Raw genomic sequence first — 17,340 nt, forward strand, 5'->3', positions numbered from 1 at the left:
TGAGGGTGCAGCGGAGCTGCGCGTCTCGAAGGTTGGGGCCAATTGAGGCTTCGCGGTTCTATTGCAGTTGGAAGGTTACGTCGACGATTTCGTCTTCACCGCCGCTGCGCTGACCGGCGCGAGAATGATGCCCCGGCCCTGCGCTGCCTTGGCCCAGGCCACGAAACGCTCGATCGTGACGGGCAACGCGCTTCCGTAACCCACCGCAATGCCACGGTCGCGCGCCAGGGCTTCGAGCCGCGCCAAAGCCTTGTCGATCTCCGCAGGCGAAGACACCGAATCGATGACCACATCAGCCTTTGCGAAAGGAAGATTGTTGGCGCCGGCAATCTGGTTCGCCACACTGCGCGGCGAGGAACCGTCGTCGACATAGATCAGGCCGCGCCTCGCCACCTCGCGCAGCACGGGCGCCATCGCCTGTTCCGATGCGGTGAAACGCGCGCCCATGTAATTGGTGACGCCGACATAACCCTGAAAGCGACTGAACAGCCAGTGCAGGCGGTCGACATTCTGTTCGCCCGCGAGCGTGCTAAGCAATGTCTGCGGACCGGGATCGTTGTCGGGATAATCGAACGGCTCCATCGGTACCTGCAGCAGCACCTCGTGATTATCGCTGCGCGCGCGCGCGACGAATTTGTCGATGTCGTTGCCATAAGGCGTGAAAGCCAGCGTGACCTGCGCCGGCAATTTGGTGATCGCGTCCAGGGTGTTGCCGACGCCGATGCCAAGCCCGCCGATCACGAGCACAACGCGCGGTCCCTCGGGCATCCCGCCATGTGCGGTCTTGAGCGGGCGGGCATAGCTGTCGGCGGGGCGCGTTCCGTCCTGCGCGACTCTCGGGATGGGTCCGTGGCGCGAGGTCTCCAGAAGCTTTGGCTCGACCGGCGCGCGCTTGGCGTCGGCGGGTCCGGGAATGATCACGTCCTGCCGCTTGCCGCTGGTGCCGTCGATGATGGTGACGGTGCGTGTGCCGGAGGCCGATGGTGCGGGCGCGGGCGGGACCGGCTCCGCATCCGCGGCGGCGCCGGGGGCGGGGCCGTCATAGCGGTTCGGACCGACCTGGCCAGCTTCGCCGCCCTGCCCGGCGGCCTTCTTGCCGTCCGGCAGGTTGATCGCCATGGTCGTGATCGGCTCGCCGCCCATGGGATCATGCGCAATCGCGGCCCAGAGAATGAAAACCAGGATGAACAGGCCAAGCGCGCCGGCCAGCGCCTGCGGCAGCATGGCGGTCGCCGCAAGCGGCTTTTTCTTTTTTGGCTGCATGCCGAGAGGCGCGGTGAGGTCGTCTTCCGGCAGCTTCGAACCGTCGCGAATCATGCGCAAGTTTACCACGAGGGTCGACTGGCCCTCTCCCGCTTCGGGATTGGGCGACGCATATGGATCCGCGGTGCGGCACGCCGCTTACCTCCCCTTCAGGGGATAAGCAGTACTCGTGGCGAGGGTTGCCAAAACGAACGGGGCGGCCCAAAGGCCGCCCCGTGCAAGTTCCGTCTGCCGGTGTCCTTACTGCGGCAATGCGGCCCGCTTGCCGCTCGGCGGGAAGGCCGAGTTGGTGACCGTGCCGCGCAGCAGATCGGTCGCCATCTTCAGCGCCTTGTCGTTCTTCGGATCCGGCGGGATGTAGGACTGCGAGCCGGTCTGCTCTTCGCCGTCGGCCTTGAGATGGCCGCGCAGCGAGGATTCGCCCTTGGAATCCGCACGCGCCTTCAGCTCTTCCGGCACATCCTGCAGCACCTCGATGTCGGGCGAGATGCCCTTGGCCTGGATCGACTTGCCGGACGGCGTGTAATAGCGCGCCGTGGTCAGCCGCAGCGCGCCGTTGCCGGCGCCGAGCGGAATGATGGTCTGCACCGAGCCCTTGCCGAAGGAGCGGCTGCCGAGCACAGTCGCCCGCTTGTGGTCCTGCAACGCGCCGGCCACGATTTCCGAAGCCGAAGCCGAGCCGCCATTGATCAGCACGATGACCGGCTTGCCCTTGGTCAGATCGCCGGCGCGGGCGTTGAAGCGCTGGGTCTCTTCCGCATTGCGGCCGCGGGTCGAGACGATCTCGCCTTTCTCAAGGAACACGTCCGATACCGATATCGCCTGATCGAGCAGGCCGCCCGGATTGTTGCGCATGTCGACGATGTAGCCCTTCAGCTTGTTCGCCGGAATTTGCGCCTCGAAATCGGCAATCGCCTTTTTCAGATTGTCGGTGGTCTGTTCGTTGAACTGGGTAACACGGATATAGCCGACGTCGTCGCCTTCGGTGCGCGCACGCACCGCACGCACGCGGATGATGTCGCGGGTGATCGTGACTTCAATCGGCTTGTCCGCGCCCTTGCGCATGATCTTGAGGCGGATCTTGGTGTTGACCGGTCCGCGCATCTTCTCGACCGCCTGGTTCAGCGTGAGTCCTTGAACCGGTTCGTCCTCGAGATGGGTGATGATGTCATTGGCCATGATGCCGGCTTTCGCCGCAGGCGTGTCGTCGATCGGCGCCACGACCTTGACAAGGCCGTCTTCCATCGTGACCTCGATGCCGAGGCCTCCGAACTCGCCGCGAGTCTGCACCTGCATGTCGCGGAAGCTCTTGGCGTCCATGAAGCTGGAATGCGGGTCGAGTCCCGCCAGCATGCCGTTGATCGCCGTCTCGACGAGCTTCGCATCGTCCGGCTTCTCGACATAGTCGGCGCGCACGCGCTCGAACACATCGCCGAACAAATTGAGGTTGCGGTAGGTGTCCGACGAGGAGGCCGCATTTGCGCTCATGCCGGTGAATATGACGCGCGGCTGAACCGCGAACAGCGTGAGCGCCGCGCCCGCTGCCGCACCGAGGAGTACCAGGAGAGTTTTGCGCATCATCCGCGAACCTTCTCACTTTCGCTTTTGGCCCACCATGGGCCGGGATCGACGGGAGTCCCGTCTTTGCGGAATTCAACATAGAGAACCGGTTGGCTGGTTCCGACGGGAACCGCCGCCGCCACCTGCGCCGCCCCACTGCCCATGACGGCCACCGGCTCGCCGGTCAGGACAAACTGGCCGATATCGACGGAAATCCGTTCCATTCCCGCAAGAACGATATGATACCCGCCGCCGGCATTCAGGATCAAGAGTTGGCCATAGGAGCGGAACGGGCCGGCATAGACGACCCAGCCGTCGCCGGGAGACGTTACCTGGGCACCGGCCCGGGTGGCGATCGAAATGCCCCGTTCGGTGGAACCGAAACGGTCGGTGGCGCCGAAATTACGTATTTTCACGCCGTTCACCGGCATTGGCAGCATGCCGCGCGCTGACGCGAAAGCAATCGCCGGAGTCAGACGGCCGGGATCCTTGAGCGCGACGAAATCAGGCCGGCTCTCGCCTTTTTGATCTTCGGTCGCCTTCTCGGCGGCGCGCGCGGCGCGATTCGCGCTTTCCACGCCCTGTTCCAGCCGCGCAACCAAGTCTTTGAGATTGTCGATCTGGCGCGCCATGTCGATCGCAGTCTGGCGTTCCTGCACCAATGATTTTTCGGCCTCGGCCTGCGATTTCTGGCGCTCGTCAACCAGCGCGGCCATGCGCTGGCGCTCGGCAGCCATTGCGGCAACCTCTGCCGTCAGGCGCTTTCTTTCGTTGGCGATGTTCGTGCGCAGCCGCGCGAGCTCGGACAATTCGCCGGCGAGCTGTTCCGCCCTGTCGCGCATCTCCGGCAGGATCGCGCCGAGCACAATGGCGCTGCGTACAGACTTCACGGCGTCTTCCGGGCTGACCAGAATCGCGGGCGGCGGTCGACGCCCGGCGCGCTGCAAGGCGGCGAGCACTTCGGCGATCTCGTCGCGCCGGTTGGCGAGAGACTGACGCAGATCGCGTTCGCGTGTCTCCAACGGCTCGATGCGGCCTTCCATCGTGCTCAGCCGGTTTTCGGCGTCGCGAATCTTGGCCGCGGTCTCGATCAGCGCCGCGCTCAGCTTGCGGCGGTCGGCGCCGAGCGCCTCGATTTCCAGGCGCAGCTTTTTCTCGGCTTCGGCGGCGCGCTGCTGCTCGGCGCGCGCCCGCTCGAGCTCACTCGCGCGTGCCTTGAGAATGTTCTCTTCCGTGGTCGAGCCGCGCAGTTGCGGTATCGCCGGCTGCTCCTGAGCGGCGCCAGATCCGGGCCAGGCCGCCAAAGGCCACGCAACTGCCAGCGCTGCAATCGCGGCGCGGGGTGAGGCGAGAAGATGGCAGGAACGATGCATCCGGCTCCAATTTGCCCGGCAATCGCGGCCAATCTTATTCCTCGCGGTGGCGGGATTAAGACTTAGCCCCGGAAACAAGCATTAAGTCTCTGTAACGCACGTGGTCGGCAACCGGGAGTTCCATCTTGCCAACCCCGCTAAGCCCGATGATATGGGTGCCCTGCAAGGATTGTGACAGCCCTGTAAATCTGTTCCAGAAGCATGATCCGCACGAGTTGATGCGGCCAGGTCGCGGCCCCGAAAGCCACCGTCATCTTCGCCTGGTCCCGCAGGGTTCTTGCCAGTCCGTCCGGACCTCCGATCATAAACACCAGAGCAGGCCGCCCTTCGTCGCGCCAGAGCCGGATTTTTTCCGCCAGTCCGGCGCTGCCCAGATTTTCGCCGGTTTCCGACAGCAGCACGACGACAGCACCCTCGGGAACGACATTGGCAAGCGCGATGGCTTCCTCGATCTGGCGTTTTTCGGCGTTGTCGGCGCGGCTCTCGCGAATCTCGACAAGCTCAATGTCACGGAACCCGAGCTGACGGCCGGCCTGCGCCGCGCGCTTGCGATAGCGCTCGCAGAGTTCCGTCTCCGGACCCGCCTTCAGACGGCCGATCGCGAGCACGATCACCCGCATCGCCGCCTCCTGTTCAAACCTCAGCTTGCGCGTTTGCTCGAGCGATGGTCGCCCGACCACATCTTCTCGATGTTGTAGAACTCGCGCACCTCCGGACGGAAGACATGCACGATGACGTCGCCGGCATCGAGCAGCACCCAGTCGCAATGCGGCTGGCCCTCGGTCCGGATGTCTTTCAATCCGGCCTTGTGCAGGGCTTCAACGACATTGTCCGCAATGGAGCCGACATGGCGGTTGGAGCGGCCGGAGGCCACCACCATGCTGTCAGCGATTGCGGTTTTGCCGGTGAGGTCGATGGTGACGATGTCCTCGGCTTTCATCTCATCGAGGTGCTCAAGGACGATGCGCAAGGTCTCCGCAGCGTCAGGACGCGATCTGGAGACTGAGCGGGGCGCCGTAGCGCTGGTCCGCTGAAGTGTCTGGGTTCTCAGTGTCCCTTTCCTTTCAGTTGCGACCGGCATTTCCGCCGGGACTCAACACAACAAATGTAAGCCTGCTTCCTTAACGGTTTCAATATCAAAGCTGTTCCTTTTTGGCGGCACGCAAGGCCGTGGACGACAGCGTCGATTTGATCCCGTGCAGATAAACCCAGGCCGGCGGCTCCCGATCCGCCAAAGTCATGGCCTGGTTTTCGGGAATGCGGGCGCGGGCGAAATGAATGGCGGCCGGCCCCGATGTGGCCTGCAGGCTGATGCCGCCGCGATCCACGATCGCGATCGGAATCATGCCGAATATTCCGCGCCAGTTCTTCCAGCGGTGAAACCCTTTCAGGTTATCGGCACCCATGATCCAGACAAAGCGCACGCCCGGACATTCTTTCAAAAGATAGGTGATGGTATCGCAGGAATATTTCAAGCCGATGACGGATTCAAAACCGGTTGCCTCGATGCGCGGATGATCGGCGAGCTTCTGCGCCGCGGCCACGCGCTCCTCGACCGGTGGCAGGCCTTTGGTGTCCTTCAAGGGATTGCCCGGCGTCACCAGCCACCACAGCCGGTCCAGACCAAGGCGTTTCATCGCCAAAAGGCTGACCTCGCGATGCGCTGCATGCGGCGGATTGAAGGAGCCGCCGAACAAACCGATGCGAAGGCCAGGCGCGTGGCTGGGGAGCGTGACGCGGGGCTTGGTGATGCTTTTTACGAGCGTGCGCATTCGCTCACCGGTCGTCCCCGCGAAAGCGGGGACCCATAAACACAAACAGAGCAATTCGGAGAAGGGAGTGGCTATGGGTCCCGGCTCGCGCTCGCTTCGCTCGCTTGGCCGGGACGACGAAGAAATTTGTCACGGTCGCGTCTGTCCGCTGCCGCGCACACGATATTTGAACGAGGTGAGCTGCTCGACGCCGACCGGACCACGCGCATGCATGCGGCCGGTGGCGATGCCGATCTCGGCGCCGAAGCCGAACTCGCCGCCGTCGGCGAATTGCGTCGAGGCATTGTGCAGCACGATCGCTGAATCTACCTCCTTGAGAAATTTCTCCGCGGCGGCCTTGTCGGCGGTGACGATCGCGTCGGTGTGGTGCGAGCCATAAGTCTCGATGTGATCGATGGCGCCGTCGACTCCATTCACCAGTTTTGCGGCGATGATGGCGTCGAGATATTCCGTGCTCCAGTCCTGCTCGCTCGCCGCCTTCGCGCGCTTGTCCGCCTTCTGCACCGCGCCGTCGCCGCGCACTTCGCAGCCCGCGTCGATCAGCATCCCGACCAGCGGCTTCAGCAATGTGTCGGCGCCGGCCTTGTCGACCAGCAATGTTTCCGCCGCACCGCAGACGCCGGTGCGCCGCATCTTGGCGTTCAGCACGATCTTCTTCGCCATCTCCAGATCGGCGGCCTTGTCGATATAAACATGATTGACGCCTTCCAGATGCGCGAAGACCGGCACCCGCGCTTCCTCCTGCACGCGCGCGACAAGGCTCTTGCCGCCGCGCGGCACGATCACGTCGATGCAGCCATTCAGCCCGCGCAACATGGCGCCGACCGCGGCGCGATCGCGCGTGGGCACGAGCTGGATCGAATCTTCCGGCAGTCCCGCTTCGCGCAAGCCGGCGGCGAGGGCGGCATGAATGGCGCGCGAAGAGCGGTGCGAATCCGAGCCGCCGCGCAGGATCGCGGCATTGCCCGCCTTCAGGCAGAGCGCGCCGGCATCCGCGGTGACATTCGGGCGGCTTTCATAGATCACGCCGATGACGCCGAGCGGCGTGCGCACCCGTTCGATGGTCATGCGGTTGGGGCGCTTCCAGCTCTTCAGCACCACGCCGACCGGATCGGCGATGCTGCGGATCACATCGAGGCCGTCGGCCATGGCGATGATGCGATTCTCATTCAGCTCCAGCCGGTCGAGGAAGGAGCCGGTGACGCCGGCTTTCCTCGCGTCCGCCAGGTCGTCACGGTTGGCGGCGAGGATTTCGGCCTTGGCGATCCGGAGCGCCTGCGCCTGCGCCTTCAGCGCGGCATTCTTTTGCTCGGTCGAAGCCAAAGCCAGCTTGCGCGCGGCCGCCCGCGCGGCACGGCCGATCTCCCCCATCAGGGCATCGAGATCATCGGGTGTGGATATCGGCTTCAGCGGCGCGGTCATGGTCGATACGGGCTCAAAGTCGTTGCTGGCTTCTAGCATGTCGGGCGAGACGGGGCGAGTTGCCCGGAAAGCCGGTTCTTTTCCCGGCATCGAGAGGCAATTTTATGCTTCCCCGATCTGCGGGCCGGTATAACGGACACGCGCCGGATGCGTGCCCCGGGGGGAGGCCAAATCCATGCTTCGTATCAGCCGCCTCGGTATCGCCGCCCTGATCGCGGCCTCCATGCCCGCGCAGGCCATGTCCCCGCATCCCGCTTTCGTCGACGTCTCAGGTGTCGTTCCCGGGCTTGTCGTCGACCTGCGCTATCTCGGCACCAACAATTTCGTCGGTGTCAGAATCGATGGCTACGAGAAGCCGGTCTGTTACCTGACCCGGCCGGCGGCCGAGGCGCTTGCCAATGTGCAGCGAGATCTGGCTGCGAAGGGACTGGGCCTGAAGGTGTTCGATTGCTACCGGCCGGCGCGCGCGGTTGCGCATTTTGCGCGCTGGGCGAGAGCGATCAATGACGTGACGATGAAGCCGCGATTTTATCCCGGCGAGGACAAGCGGCATCTGTTCAGCCGCGGCTATCTCGCCTCACGCTCGGGCCATTCGCGCGGCTCGACCGTTGATCTCACGCTGGTCACGCTTGCCGACAGGACCGAGCTTGATATGGGCACGCCCTTTGATTTCTTTTCGGTGCGGTCCTCGCCGGGCGACAGAAGCGTCAGTGTCGACGCGCAGCGCAATCGCAGGATGCTGGGCGACGCCATGCGCCTGCGTGGCTTTCTTCCGCACAGCAAGGAATGGTGGCACTTCACGCTGCGGCGCGAGCCGTTCCCCGATACCTATTTTGATTTTGCGGTGCGGTGATCGCGTCATCCTGAGGTGCGAGCGAAACGAGCCTCGAAGGAATGACTTGCAACATCGGCCGTCGCCCTTCGAGGCCGGCGGAGTTTGCCATCGGGCCGCGCTTGCGCGGACCCGTTGGCCGGGCGCCTCGGGGCGACGGTGACAGGCAGGGGTTACGCCGCCTGATCCTCGTGCCGCTCGGCTTCCGCCGGAAACACCACCAGCGTTTCGAATTCGTAGCTGCAAGACGAGCACTGCCACAGATGCCGGACCTGGCGGTCGCCGAGATATTCCGACCATTCCGGTCCGAACAGCATCGTGCCGCATTGCGCGCAGGGCGCGGCAGGGCGCGAACGAATATAGTTTGCGTATTTGAGGGATCGCACCTGCATGACATCCTCCTCATTGCTGTCCGCTGCTTCCGGTGCGCGGACATGCAAGCTTGCGTGATGTGCGTATGTAGGGAGGAAGGTTACCGGTTGACTTTGTCGGGACGATGACAGTGGCTGAGGGGCTGCCTGCCGGCGTCCCGGCAAACAGCCTTTGCGATTTTCGTCAAATTTGTGATTGGCTCAGGGCTCGATGACCCGCACCACGCGGCGGGTGCTGGGCTCCACGAAGACGACGCGGTTGCCGTGGATCACGTAACGATATTGCCGTGCCGGAGCATAGGTGACCCCCGCCGGCACCTCGTACAGGTCGATTTCCGCGGGTATGACCGCGCCGACGCTGACGTCATATTCCCGCACCGGCGCCGCGCCGACCGTGCCGCGATCCCTGTAGATGGTGGTGTAGACGCTGCGCTCTTGCTCGGGCGTGATTTCCCAAGTGACGACCTGGGCTTGCGCGACGCCCGCCACCGTCAGCGCCGCAATGCCGAAGGCGCTGCCCAAAACTACCTTTCGCATGGAACTCTCCTGTTTGTCCCTCGCACCGGGGTCAAGCCGCGACGGGCGAGGAGCGTTCCTTGGAGTGTTCCCTGATAGCCTTCCCAGAAGGCGGCGGTGGCGTACCGGACAAGAGATCAACACGCGCCAGCGTTGGACTTGCAGGACGAGACCGAGAGGGAATTCGGTGGCCCGCGCGCAATGTCCGATTGTCCGCCTTACAACTACGCAACACTTACTCCGGTCGGTGGGCGACCGGCATTCCAACGACCCCCATACGCCACCCCACCGCCGGCAAGCATACGCAGACGGTCGGCGGGATGGCGGTATCATGGAATCCTACGTCAATTGTTTTTGCTCGCGGCGATTTCAAAACGCCGCGGAATTGCCACATTGCATTTGACCGCTTGGCGACATCGCGAAACCTGCTGCAATTGGCGTGTTGATAATGAGCTGTGCGCGATGAGATGTGGCGACTTTGTGGCTATCCACCGCCCATCACCAGATCGTCCCTGTGGACAATTTCGGCGCGACCTTCGAAGCCGAGAATGTTTTTCACATCCGCCGTCGAGAGGCCGATGACCTTGGCGGCATCGACGGCGTCATACGCGACCAGGCCGCGGCCGATCTCGCCGCCGTCGAGATCGCGGATGATCACGGCGTCGCCGCGATCGAAGGTACCGTCGACGCGCTTGACGCCGGCCGGCAGGAGACTGGCGCCGCGCCGGAGCGCCGCGACGGCGCCGGCATCGATATGCAGTGTGCCCTTGGGCTCGAGCGACCCCGCGATCCATTTCTTGCGTGCGGTGACCGGATTGGCGGGCGTGAGAAACCACGTGCAACGTCCGCCCTCGATGATCGCGCGCAGGGGATGCTCGGCCTTGCCCGACGCGATTACCATATGCGTGCCGGCAGTGGTCGCGATCTTGCCCGCCTCGATCTTGGTCTGCATGCCGCCGCGCGACAATTCGGAGCCCGAACTGCCGGCGACCGCTTCAATCTGCGGCGTGATGCGCTCGACCAGCGGAATAAGGTTGACCTTTCGTCCCTCGCCGGGCGGCGCGTCATAAAGGCCGTCGATGTCTGAGAGCAGCACCAGGAGATCGGCGCTCATCATGGTGGCGACGCGGGCGCCGAGACGGTCATTGTCGCCGTAACGGATTTCGGTGGTGGCGACGGTGTCGTTTTCGTTGATCACCGGCACGCTGCGCCATTCCAGCAATTTGTCGATGGTCTCGCGCGCGTTCAGATAGCGGCGGCGTTCCTCGGTGTCGCCGAGCGTTACCAGAATCTGTCCGGCGGTGATGCCGTGACGGCCAAGCATCTCCGCCCAGATGCGGGCGAGCGCGATCTGGCCGACGGCGGCCGCGGCTTGCGATTCTTCGAGCTTCAACGGGCCGCGCGGCAATTTCAGCACCGAGCGCCCGAGCGCGATGGCGCCTGATGACACAACAAGGATGTCGCGCCTGTCCTTGTGCAGGGCGGCGATGTCCTCGCACAAGGCCGCAAGCCAGGAGTCGCGCAGCCGACCGGCGCCGGAATCAACCAGCAGCGAGGAGCCGACCTTCACCACGATGCGGCGGAAATCGGTGAGGGCAGGGATCTGGCGGGACATGACGCGAGCCGGCTTGGGGTTGGCGGCGAACCGTTTCGCGCCGCGCGCGTTGTCTAGCAGGCTCGCGGGAGCAACGCCAAGTCGGATCGATGAGCAGGGTTTATATCGGCACATCGGGCTGGCACTATGCGTCCTGGCGCGGGCAGTTCTTTCCGCGCGAGCTGATGGTGAAGCATCAGCTTCAGTATTATGCCACCCAGTTCGAGACCACCGAGCTGAACGGCGTCTTCTACCGGACGCCGACATTGAAGGCGGTGCGTGACTGGCGCCGCCAGACGCCTGACGGCTTTCTTTTTGCGTGGAAAGCGTCGAAATACATCACTCACTGGAAAAGGCTGGGCGCCACATCGCGAAAATCCATTGCGCTGATGGAGACGCGATTGCGCGCACTCGGAGACAAGGCCGGGCCGGTCCTGTTTCAGTTGCCGCCGCAATTCTCAGCCGACCGGCAACGACTCGCGGATTTCCTGAAGCTGCTCAGGAAAACGCGACCCTACGTCTTCGAATTCCGTCACAAGAGCTGGTACGACGACAGCATTCTGGAGCTTCTGCAAAAGCACGACATCGCCTTGTGCCTGTCCGATCATCATGACGCGCCCTCTCCCTGGGAGGTGACGGCGCGGCATGTTTATGTGCGCGGGCATGGCCCCAGCGGGCGTTATCGCGGACACTACTCAGACAAGACGCTGGGTGAATGGGCCGACAATATTCGAAAATGGAAACGGCAGCGTCGCGACGTCTATGTCTATTTCGACAACGACCAGAAGAGTGCGGCGCCGAAAGATGCGATGCGGCTCAGGGAATTTTTGACCTAGAATGTCATGCCCGCGATGCATCCAACAATCGAAATCGCTGCGTTTACTGGATCGCCCGATCAAGGCCGGTTTGTGCACTTAAAAAACCGATTCTCTCGTAAGCCCGAGATCGGGCGCGGGCGATGACCGCAACACGCGCTAAGGCTGCCATGCCTGCGCCTTCTGCTTTGGCTCGTCACCGCTCTTGCGACGCGCATCGTCGATCACTTCGAGCAGCGCGCGCAGAACTTCGGTCACGCCCTGCTTCGCCTGCGCCGACAGCACCAGGGGTGTTTTCTTCGATGCTTTCTTCAGTCGCCGGATCTGCTTCTTGATCTGTTCGTCGGTCGCGGCGTCCGCCTTCGACAGGGCGACGATTTCCGGCTTGCTTGTGAGATCGTGGCCATAGGCTTCGAGCTCGCCACGCACAATTCTGTATGCTTCGCCGGCGTTCTCGCTAGTCGCGTCGACCAGATGCAGCAACACGCGGCATCGTTCGAGATGGCCAAGAAAACGGTCACCCAGGCCCGCACCTTCATGCGCGCCTTCGATCAAGCCCGGAATGTCGGCGAGCACGAATTCGCGGCTATCGACGCCAACCACGCCGAGCTGCGGATGCAGCGTGGTGAACGGATAATCGGCAATCTTCGGCTTGGCCGCACTCACCGCCGCGAGGAAGGTCGATTTGCCCGCATTCGGCAGACCGACAAGACCAGCATCGGCAATGAGTTTCAGCCGCAGGCGGATGGTACGCTCTTCGCCCGGCTGACCGGGATTGGCATGCCGCGGCGCGCGATTGGTCGAGGTCTTGAAATGCGCGTTGCCAAAGCCGCCATTGCCGCCGCGCGCCAGCACCACTTTGTCGCCGAGCGTGTCGAGATCGGCGAGCAGCGTCTCGCCGTCTTCCTCGTAAATCTGGGTGCCGACCGGCACTTTCAAGACGATGTCGGCGCCGTTGGCGCCATGGCGATCCTTGCCCATACCATTGCCGCCGCGCTTCGCCTTGAAGTGCTGCTGGTAGCGGTAATCGATGAGCGTGTTCAATCCTTCGACGGCTTCTGCAATGACATCGCCGCCGCGTCCGCCGTCGCCGCCATTCGGTCCGCCAAACTCGATGAATTTCTCGCGCCGGAACGACACGCAGCCGTTTCCGCCGGCGCCCGACTGGATATAGACCTTGGCTTCGTCGAGAAATTTCATGGCACCGCGTAGCTTCAGATCATGGGAGCCGCTTACTCAGCATTGTCGCCGCGAAGGGCGGCGGCCCGGCCGATCATCGGTCGAGGCCCACACTGCGCGCGGGCACCTCAGGATGACGGAGAACAGGAGAATAGTGCGAATGGTTGCTTTCGGCTAAGTGAAAAGCCCGGCACGCCGGCCGGGCTTTGCAATGAATAGAATGCTGAAACAACCACGTTGCCAAGGGCCGGGCCCGAGATCAGCGTAACCGGATCGCGTCAATTATTTGACTCTGAGATTCTCGGCCGATTCCCTGCCACGATTGGCAACGATTTCATATTCGATCTGCTGGCCTTCATTCAATCCGGTCAGTCCGGCGCGCTGCACAGCCGAGATGTGCACGAACACATCCTTGCCGCCGCCCTGCGGCTGGATAAAGCCATAACCTTTGGTCGCGTTGAACCACTTCACAGTCCCAGTAGCCACATCAGTCTCCAAGCTTCATTTAGACGTCCCCCGACATACGAGCGTCAGGCTGACATCCCGTCGAGGCAGGCCGTGCATACCCTGAAAACGGATTTTTTTCCAGCCGTCGTGGTCACATTCCGGCGAGGACTGTCCGGCGAGGCCGCAGAAAACGGCCTCACCGGTACGATTCAGGCAACCCTTTTGACGTCGCGCCAGCTTCGCAACGAGGTCCACAAACCCCGATCAAGCCGGAAGCGGTCAATTGGTGCCGAGCTCGAGAGCGCCCGGATGCGACACAGCCCGACGCCGGTCCACTGAAAACCGCATTTTTCCAAAATACGGCGCGAGGCCGGATTGGTCACGCGCGCGCCAGCTTGCAGCGCATCGTGGTCGCGTTCGGTAAAAGCGTAGTCAATCAGGGCGCGCACCGCCTCGGTGGCGTAGCCCCGACCCCAATGCTTCACGCCGAGCCAGTATCCGATCTCGGGGACGGCATCGTCTTGTGCTGCAATGCCGCAAGCGCCGACGATGACATCGTCATGGCGCGTGATCAGAAACGCGATCTCCCCGGCATCGAGCGAAGAAATGAAATCCTCAGCGTCGCTGCGCGTATAAGGGTGCGGCAAGCGGCGCGTATTCTCGGCAATACGTTTGTCGTTCGCGAGCGCCGCTACCTGCTTGGCGTCCTCGAGCCGCGGCGCACGCAGAAAAAGCCGCTCAGTCTCGAGGACGGGGATACTTCCTTCCCGGAGTAATCCGGTGGTCAGGCTCAGGGGTGTCATGGCAGGGCTCCTTGGTTAAAAAACTTCGAGGGGGAGCCGGTTCACCCGTCTCCCCCTCGAAGTCTGAGCCCACCAAGGGCCGCCGGGTTTGACATGGGAACCGGCGGACCTCGTTTTTGTGAGATCGCCGTCTATTCGGCCGCAGCCTCCGTCATCGGAAGTACCGATACGAATGTGCGGCCTTTGGCTTTAGTATTGAACTGAACGCGTCCATCGATGAGTGCGAAAAGCGTGTGGTCCTTGCCCATGCCGACATTGCGGCCGGGATGCCACGTGGTGCCACGCTGACGACAAATGATATTGCCGGCGGTCACGGCTTCGCCGCCGAACGCCTTCACGCCAAGGCGGCGGCCCGCTGTGTCGCGGCCGTTACGGGATGATCCGCCTGCTTTCTTGTGTGCCATCGCACCTAAATCCTTCGTCTCGAACTCTGTACCCTGATTCCGCTATGGAATCATCTCAATTCACGTGTCAGACCGGCTCCGCCCATAGGCGACAGCCGGAATCCGTTGACACTGTGTTGCGACCGCCACGTCTGTGGCGATTGCGTTACTTTTTCGCCTTCGGCTTCGCCGCTGATTTGGCCTTTGAAGCCGGCTTTTTCGCGGCCGTCTTCGGCTTTGCGGCGGCCTTGGCTTTCGCCTTTGGCTTTGCCTCTCCGGTCTCGCCTTCCGGCTTCTCGGCTTTCGGCGCAGGCTTGCCCTTGGCCTTCTTGGTCGGCGCCTTGCCGTCGGTCAGGATCTCGCTGACCCGCACGACCGTGTATTCCGGCCGGAAGCCGCGCTTGCGGCGCGAATTCTTGCGGCGGCGCTTCTTGAAGGCGATGACCTTGCGGCCGCGGCTCTGCTGCACGATCTCGACCGCCACCGAGGCGCCAGACACTGTCGGCGCGCCGAGTTGCGGGTTGTCGCCGCCCAGCATCAGCACATTGCCAAGCTGAACGATCTCGCCCGGGTCGCCGGCAATGCGGCCGATCCGGACCACTTGGTCTTCAGCGACCCGGTATTGCAGGCCGCCGGTCTTGATGACTGCGAACATCATTTTTCCTCGTGTGTTCGTCGCTCCGGTTCTCGGCCAAGCCGGACCGGCTTTTTCCAGTCTCGATTAGGGTGTCCAGCGAACGCGCCCAAAAGCACGAAAAGGGGCCCCAAAAAGGCCCCGCTGTTGGGGCGGTTTATGGCGCCGCATGGCTCCCAAGTCAAGGAAATGGGTGCTTTTTCTGTGCCGGCTCGGTTAAGCCAGCGCGTCAAATCTCAGGGCTGCACCAGAAAAAGCCCCGAAAAAACAGGCCTTCCGAGCCGCGGAAGGCATCAGGGAGGCGCCATGACCGTCATCGACGTCCATACTCATATGCTGACGCGCGACTACCTGGAACTTCTGCGCGCGCATGGCTCAGGCAAATACACCCTGAAAAAGACCCCGGCCGGGCAGGATGCGGTCCACCTCTATGACGCACCCTTCATGACCCTGTTTGCGGGCATGTGGGACTATGACCTGCGCATCAGGAAGATGGACGAGGCCAAGGTCGACCTCGCGATCGTCTCTTTGACCTGTCCGAATGCCTATTGGGGCGGCCGCGAGGTGGCGCTGAAGGCCGCGCAGATGGTCAACGACTCGATGGCGGAGCAGCAGCGCGCCAGACCCGACCGCATCCGCTGGCTAGCGTCGCTGCCTTTTCAATATGCCGGAGATGCAAAGGCTGAACTCGCGCGCTGTGTGAGACTTGGCGCCGTGGGCGTGATGGTGATCGCCAATATCGATGGCGAGGATCTGACCAATCCGAAATTTGCAGCCGTGTGGGCCGAAATCGACAAACTCGGCTGGCCGGTGCTGGTGCATCCCGGCGCGCCGCAAGGCGTGCGTGAGCAGCATATGGACGAGTTCAACATGATCCCGCCGGTCGGCTTCATGGCCGACACCACGCTCGCCTTCACGCGGATGATCTATTCGGGATTTTTGGACAAGTACCCGAACGTGAAATTCATCGCCGCGCATGGCGGCGCCACCTTGCCCTATCTCGCCGGCCGGCTCGATCGCTGCTGGGAAATGATCCCGGGCTGCGCGGCGGTGATCAAAGACAAGCCGTCGGATTATCTGCAGCGCATCTGGTACGACACTGTCGTGTACGACGAGCGGGCGCTGGAGCTTTGCATCTCGGTCGCCGGCTCGCCCGACCGCGTGCTCTACGGCTCCGACTATCCGCACAATATCGGCGATATGATCGGCTGCCTGGCGCGGGTGAATGCGTTGCCCGCCGATCAGGCGGCGCGCGTCGCCGGCAAGAATGCGGAAAAGCTATTCAGGCTGTAAGGGGGAATTCCGGCCTTGTTTGGCTGGCAAGGCTTGGCTAAGTAACGGCCGCCGGGGCCGATGGGCCCTATCGGCGCCACGGAGAGGTGGCAGAGTGGTTGAATGCACCGCACTCGAAATGCGGCATACGGGCAACCGTATCGGGGGTTCGAATCCCTCCCTCTCCGCCAGAGCTCCCTGAAATAGTTGCTGAACTAGATATTTTTCAGCGGCGACCCCGGAAGAACACCCGGATTGGATCGCGGTTCGTTCGCGGCTCTTTCCGGCCCGCAACGCGCGCGAGTAACCCGCAGGCCGTGGTGAGGCGTGTGATAAGCTGCGAAAATGTTCGCCAAATTGACCATCAACGTTACTCTCGATCGGCTTCGAATGCGCCTCGATCAGCTGGTGGGCGCCGCTCAGCAAACGGTCAAGAAAAAAAGCTGAGCATTCAACGAAAGGGCTTTACCGGTCAGGTACGACGATCAAACGCATACTAGCGGAAACGCAGAGTCAGTTATTGGAGGCCAAGTTAGCGTTGATGACGGTCTCTCCGATATCTTCCGCAACTGTCAACGCAGGCCATTGCGCCATCATCTTCGCTTGGCTTTCGCGTTTCGCTTCCTTCATTTTTCGTGCGGACGTGGTTCCATTGACTGCCCCGTTTGACCCAAGACGAGCGCCAACCTCCTGTTGAAGGAAGAGCAGTCGCGGCAAATCAAGCTTCCAAACCTTAAGCTTTCAGAAGCTCCTGTTTCTTTGTCATGCATTCTACCCAGTTCAGACCCGACGTCCTTTGATAAGGGGTAACTTCGAGGCATGGCAGTACGGCCTAGTACATCGCGAGGCTTACGAATCGTTCAAGCGACTTGGAGCAAAGGCCATCACCGAGGATGCAGACAAGTTTGACCCGGTCACCGGCATGCATCACAGCTTTTGTCGCTCGAATGTCTCTTTGGCGCAAAGCAACATTGTTGCGATGTCCGTCCGAAGCGGACAGCATTAGTTCCTCTTCGGCCCGCAACGGATTCTTCTTCGCCCTTCCGGACCGGGAACCACCGTGTTCACATGGCCATGACAATGGTCTAGGAGTTAAACTGAGGG

The 17,340-nt window shown here is 62.5% G+C and carries 18 protein-coding genes and 1 tRNA gene; 4 read left to right on the plus strand and 15 right to left on the minus strand.

Annotated features, from left to right (window positions below; genetic code table 11):
- Nucleotides 1-75 precede the first annotated feature (75 nt).
- The 7 genes from RO009_09920 to RO009_09950 all read right to left on the minus strand — a co-directional run bounded on the left by RO009_09920 (nucleotide 76) and on the right by RO009_09950 (nucleotide 7,390).
- The gene (locus RO009_09920; protein ID MDT3685346.1) at nucleotides 76-1,317 is read right to left on the minus strand and encodes a divergent polysaccharide deacetylase family protein; all 1,242 of its coding nucleotides are present in this window, start codon (nucleotides 1,315-1,317) and stop codon (nucleotides 76-78) included.
- A gap of 186 nt (nucleotides 1,318-1,503) precedes the next feature.
- Nucleotides 1,504-2,844 (minus strand): S41 family peptidase, encoded by a 1,341-nt coding sequence (locus RO009_09925; protein MDT3685347.1) that lies wholly within the window; start codon nucleotides 2,842-2,844, stop codon nucleotides 1,504-1,506.
- Entirely contained in the window at nucleotides 2,841-4,196 is a 1,356-nt protein-coding gene (locus tag RO009_09930; GenBank protein ID MDT3685348.1) for a peptidoglycan DD-metalloendopeptidase family protein, read from the minus strand. The genes RO009_09925 and RO009_09930 overlap by 4 nt, the downstream gene beginning before the upstream one ends.
- 137 nt (nucleotides 4,197-4,333) lie before the next feature.
- A complete protein-coding gene (rlmH, locus tag RO009_09935; protein ID MDT3685349.1) occupies nucleotides 4,334-4,816 on the minus strand; it encodes a 23S rRNA (pseudouridine(1915)-N(3))-methyltransferase RlmH in 483 nt (160 codons plus the stop codon).
- Nucleotides 4,817-4,836: 20 nt separating this feature from the next.
- Nucleotides 4,837-5,277 carry a ribosome silencing factor gene (rsfS, locus tag RO009_09940; protein ID MDT3685350.1) on the minus strand — a complete coding sequence of 147 codons (441 nt, stop codon included), beginning with the start codon at nucleotides 5,275-5,277 and terminating at the stop codon, nucleotides 4,837-4,839.
- A 55-nt stretch (nucleotides 5,278-5,332) separates the two neighbouring features.
- Complete coding sequence (locus RO009_09945) at nucleotides 5,333-5,968, minus strand: nicotinate-nucleotide adenylyltransferase (GenBank protein ID MDT3685351.1); 636 nt, start codon at nucleotides 5,966-5,968, stop codon at nucleotides 5,333-5,335.
- 129 nt (nucleotides 5,969-6,097) lie between these two features.
- Nucleotides 6,098-7,390 carry a glutamate-5-semialdehyde dehydrogenase gene (locus RO009_09950; GenBank protein ID MDT3685352.1) on the minus strand — a complete coding sequence of 431 codons (1,293 nt, stop codon included), beginning with the start codon at nucleotides 7,388-7,390 and terminating at the stop codon, nucleotides 6,098-6,100.
- 175 nt (nucleotides 7,391-7,565) lie between these two features.
- Here RO009_09950 and RO009_09955 point away from each other — a divergent pair, with 175 nt between their 5' ends.
- A complete protein-coding gene (locus RO009_09955) occupies nucleotides 7,566-8,243 on the plus strand; it encodes a M15 family metallopeptidase (protein ID MDT3685353.1) in 678 nt (225 codons plus the stop codon).
- 152 nt (nucleotides 8,244-8,395) lie between these two features.
- On the opposite strand, the gene RO009_09960 is transcribed toward RO009_09955, so the two are convergent.
- The 3 genes from RO009_09960 to proB all read right to left on the minus strand — a co-directional run bounded on the left by RO009_09960 (nucleotide 8,396) and on the right by proB (nucleotide 10,724).
- A complete protein-coding gene (locus RO009_09960) occupies nucleotides 8,396-8,614 on the minus strand; it encodes a hypothetical protein (GenBank protein MDT3685354.1) in 219 nt (72 codons plus the stop codon).
- 180 nt (nucleotides 8,615-8,794) lie between these two features.
- Nucleotides 8,795-9,130 carry a DUF1236 domain-containing protein gene (locus tag RO009_09965; protein ID MDT3685355.1) on the minus strand — a complete coding sequence of 112 codons (336 nt, stop codon included), beginning with the start codon at nucleotides 9,128-9,130 and terminating at the stop codon, nucleotides 8,795-8,797.
- Between the two features lie 463 nt (nucleotides 9,131-9,593).
- A complete protein-coding gene (gene proB, locus RO009_09970) occupies nucleotides 9,594-10,724 on the minus strand; it encodes a glutamate 5-kinase (GenBank protein MDT3685356.1) in 1,131 nt (376 codons plus the stop codon).
- An 89-nt stretch (nucleotides 10,725-10,813) separates the two neighbouring features.
- Between proB and RO009_09975 the strand changes: the two genes are divergently transcribed.
- On the plus strand, nucleotides 10,814-11,539 hold the full coding sequence (locus RO009_09975; GenBank protein MDT3685357.1) for a DUF72 domain-containing protein: 726 nt from the start codon (nucleotides 10,814-10,816) through the stop codon (nucleotides 11,537-11,539).
- A gap of 138 nt (nucleotides 11,540-11,677) precedes the next feature.
- On the opposite strand, the gene obgE is transcribed toward RO009_09975, so the two are convergent.
- The 5 genes from obgE to rplU form a co-directional block, all read right to left on the minus strand.
- Complete coding sequence (obgE, locus tag RO009_09980; GenBank protein ID MDT3685358.1) at nucleotides 11,678-12,718, minus strand: GTPase ObgE; 1,041 nt, start codon at nucleotides 12,716-12,718, stop codon at nucleotides 11,678-11,680.
- 261 nt (nucleotides 12,719-12,979) lie between these two features.
- Nucleotides 12,980-13,183 carry a cold-shock protein gene (locus RO009_09985; protein MDT3685359.1) on the minus strand — a complete coding sequence of 68 codons (204 nt, stop codon included), beginning with the start codon at nucleotides 13,181-13,183 and terminating at the stop codon, nucleotides 12,980-12,982.
- Between the two features lie 170 nt (nucleotides 13,184-13,353).
- Nucleotides 13,354-13,947: a GNAT family N-acetyltransferase gene (locus RO009_09990; GenBank protein ID MDT3685360.1), complete on the minus strand. Its 594-nt coding sequence runs from the start codon at nucleotides 13,945-13,947 to the stop codon at nucleotides 13,354-13,356.
- Nucleotides 13,948-14,078: 131 nt separating this feature from the next.
- Entirely contained in the window at nucleotides 14,079-14,351 is a 273-nt protein-coding gene (gene rpmA, locus RO009_09995) for a 50S ribosomal protein L27 (protein MDT3685361.1), read from the minus strand.
- Nucleotides 14,352-14,496: 145 nt separating this feature from the next.
- Nucleotides 14,497-14,985, minus strand: coding sequence for a 50S ribosomal protein L21 (gene rplU / locus RO009_10000; protein ID MDT3685362.1), 489 nt, complete (start codon nucleotides 14,983-14,985; stop codon nucleotides 14,497-14,499).
- Between the two features lie 285 nt (nucleotides 14,986-15,270).
- Between rplU and RO009_10005 the strand changes: the two genes are divergently transcribed.
- Together RO009_10005 and RO009_10010 are read left to right on the plus strand one after the other, a co-directional pair.
- On the plus strand, nucleotides 15,271-16,257 hold the full coding sequence (locus RO009_10005) for an amidohydrolase family protein (protein MDT3685363.1): 987 nt from the start codon (nucleotides 15,271-15,273) through the stop codon (nucleotides 16,255-16,257).
- A gap of 80 nt (nucleotides 16,258-16,337) precedes the next feature.
- A tRNA-Ser gene (locus RO009_10010) sits at nucleotides 16,338-16,427 on the plus strand.
- Nucleotides 16,428-17,340 lie beyond the last annotated feature (913 nt).

Source organism: Pseudorhodoplanes sp. (genome assembly GCA_032027085.1).
Classification (GTDB): domain Bacteria; phylum Pseudomonadota; class Alphaproteobacteria; order Rhizobiales; family Xanthobacteraceae; genus Pseudorhodoplanes.

Excerpts from the sequence above, each read along its gene's own strand:
- RO009_09920 (MDT3685346.1), bottom strand. The coding sequence starts at position 1,317 with ATGATTCGCGACGGTTCGAAGCTGCCGGAAGACGACCTCACCGCGCCT.
- RO009_09925 (MDT3685347.1), bottom strand. The coding sequence starts at position 2,844 with ATGATGCGCAAAACTCTCCTGGTACTCCTCGGTGCGGCAGCGGGCGCG.
- RO009_09930 (MDT3685348.1), bottom strand. The coding sequence starts at position 4,196 with ATGCATCGTTCCTGCCATCTTCTCGCCTCACCCCGCGCCGCGATTGCA.
- rlmH (MDT3685349.1), bottom strand. The coding sequence starts at position 4,816 with ATGCGGGTGATCGTGCTCGCGATCGGCCGTCTGAAGGCGGGTCCGGAG.
- rsfS (MDT3685350.1), bottom strand. The coding sequence starts at position 5,277 with ATGCCGGTCGCAACTGAAAGGAAAGGGACACTGAGAACCCAGACACTT.
- RO009_09945 (MDT3685351.1), bottom strand. The coding sequence starts at position 5,968 with ATGCGCACGCTCGTAAAAAGCATCACCAAGCCCCGCGTCACGCTCCCC.
- RO009_09950 (MDT3685352.1), bottom strand. The coding sequence starts at position 7,390 with ATGACCGCGCCGCTGAAGCCGATATCCACACCCGATGATCTCGATGCC.
- RO009_09955 (MDT3685353.1), top strand. The coding sequence starts at position 7,566 with ATGCTTCGTATCAGCCGCCTCGGTATCGCCGCCCTGATCGCGGCCTCC.
- RO009_09960 (MDT3685354.1), bottom strand. The coding sequence starts at position 8,614 with ATGCAGGTGCGATCCCTCAAATACGCAAACTATATTCGTTCGCGCCCT.
- RO009_09965 (MDT3685355.1), bottom strand. The coding sequence starts at position 9,130 with ATGCGAAAGGTAGTTTTGGGCAGCGCCTTCGGCATTGCGGCGCTGACG.
- proB (MDT3685356.1), bottom strand. The coding sequence starts at position 10,724 with ATGTCCCGCCAGATCCCTGCCCTCACCGATTTCCGCCGCATCGTGGTG.
- RO009_09975 (MDT3685357.1), top strand. The coding sequence starts at position 10,814 with ATGAGCAGGGTTTATATCGGCACATCGGGCTGGCACTATGCGTCCTGG.
- obgE (MDT3685358.1), bottom strand. The coding sequence starts at position 12,718 with ATGAAATTTCTCGACGAAGCCAAGGTCTATATCCAGTCGGGCGCCGGC.
- RO009_09990 (MDT3685360.1), bottom strand. The coding sequence starts at position 13,947 with ATGACACCCCTGAGCCTGACCACCGGATTACTCCGGGAAGGAAGTATC.
- rpmA (MDT3685361.1), bottom strand. The coding sequence starts at position 14,351 with ATGGCACACAAGAAAGCAGGCGGATCATCCCGTAACGGCCGCGACACA.
- rplU (MDT3685362.1), bottom strand. The coding sequence starts at position 14,985 with ATGTTCGCAGTCATCAAGACCGGCGGCCTGCAATACCGGGTCGCTGAA.
- RO009_10005 (MDT3685363.1), top strand. The coding sequence starts at position 15,271 with ATGACCGTCATCGACGTCCATACTCATATGCTGACGCGCGACTACCTG.